Raw genomic sequence first — 1,771 nt, 5'->3', positions numbered from 1 at the left:
ATGCATAAGATGATCCCGGCAGCAGCGCACTTACAACCGCAGCAAGAATAATTCCCATTGTGGAAACTGTTAGTGCAGTCGTTGGAACACCTTTCTTATTAAGCTTGCCAAGTACGGCTGGTGCAAGCTTTTCTTTTGATAATGAAAACATCGTTCGTGAGGAAGCATACAACTGTCCGTTCATAGAAGATAAAGCGGCTGTTAAAACGATAAAGTTCATTATTCCAGAGGCGCCAGGTATGTTTAAGATTTCCATTACTTTTACAAATGGACTTTCTTCAATTCCTGCAGATTGCCACGGAACAATCATCAACATGATCGCCAAAGTAATCACATAGAAAATAGACAATCGGAAAACAGTTGCTTTCAATGCTTTCGGTACGGCTACATCCGGCTCTTTTGCTTCACCTGCAGTAACCGCAACCAATTCTGTGCCTAAAAAGCTAAAAAGAGATATAAAGACGGCAATCCACATCCCTTTAAAACCGAATGGCAGGAAACCTCCATGATCTATCAGATTATTAGCACCCACATTTTCATAACCTGAAGTTCCAAAAAGAACGTACGCTCCTAGAAGAATAAACGCAACAATCGCACTAACCTTGATCATGGAAAACCAATATTCGAATGTTGCAAATGCATTCACGCTGGTAGCGTTTACATATATAAGAACTGCTGTAAATACGACGATCCAAATGACACCAGGAACTCCTGGAAACCAGTATTTCATATAGACTGCGATTGCACTTATTTCAACCCCAATGGCAAGAACCTGGGCAATCCAATAAGAGTACCGGACAAGAAAGCCTACCATGGGATGAAGATATTTATCGGCAATCGTTCCAAAAGCTCCTGAAGTTGGATGGGCAACCGTCATTTCTGCCAAACATCCCATTAATAATAAAACGATAAAAGCACCTATTGTATAGCTGAGCAATACACCAGGTCCGGCAGTACGAATGGCTAGTCCGCTTCCAAGGAATAATCCCGTCCCAATTGCCATCCCCATTGCGATCATCGAGAGCTGACCAGTAGTTAACTCCCGTTTTAAACCCTCACCGCTATGTTTATTCTCCATCTATTTCATCCCCTTCAGGCTTTGTCCGGCGATATTAGCGTTTTACATTATGCAACTACTYCACGTTCATTTTTAAATTTCTCATACTGTTTTTCTGCCATGATCTTTTTAAGAATTTGAACCACTTCCCAAACTTCCTCGAAGGAAGAATAAAGGGCAACAGGTGCAAGACGAATGATGTTAGGTGCTCGAAAATCCGGAATGATCCCGTTTTCCTWCAATGATTTACAAATTCGCGCTGCTTCAATATGCTCAAGGCTCACGTGCCCGCCGCGTCGTGCATCCTCTCTTGGCGTTCCGATGACRAATCCCATATCCGTTAATTCACTGTCAATTAAATTCATTAAATATCGATTGATTTCAAGAGACTTTTGGCGAATATTCCCAATACCTGCTTCTGTAAATATTTCCAAAGACCCAATCAAAGGGGCAACGCTAAGCACATGAGGAGTTCCTATTTGGAAGGCTCCTGCGGAAAGAGCGGGAGTTAATGTATGCTCCATGTCGAATTGTTTCTCTTTAGCAGAACTAAACCATCCGGCAAGTCCAGGCATCCTTCCAAAATGCTTACGATTCACAAATAAGCCTCCAACACCACCAGGTCCGCCGTTCAAATGTTTATAATTACACCAAAAGGAAAAATCTACGTCCCATTCGTTGAAGGAATGCGGAATCGAACCTACTGAGTGGCAA

General features: G+C 42.3%; 2 protein-coding genes. Both read right to left on the bottom strand.

The features are described 5' to 3' along the window. A partial coding sequence (locus AC1DWB_RS34560) for an amino acid permease (RefSeq protein WP_477545596.1) occupies positions 1-1,078 on the bottom strand: 1,078 nt, incomplete at its 3' end. A 47-nt stretch (positions 1,079-1,125) separates the two neighbouring features. Then, on the bottom strand, positions 1,126-1,771 hold a 646-nt coding region (locus AC1DWB_RS34555; protein ID WP_477545595.1), incomplete at its 5' end, for an aminotransferase class V-fold PLP-dependent enzyme.

Source organism: Paenibacillus sp. P4_E11, assembly GCF_056401635.1.
The sequence above is the reverse complement of the archived record's forward strand: the minus strand, read 5'-3'. Positions and strand labels throughout refer to the sequence as shown.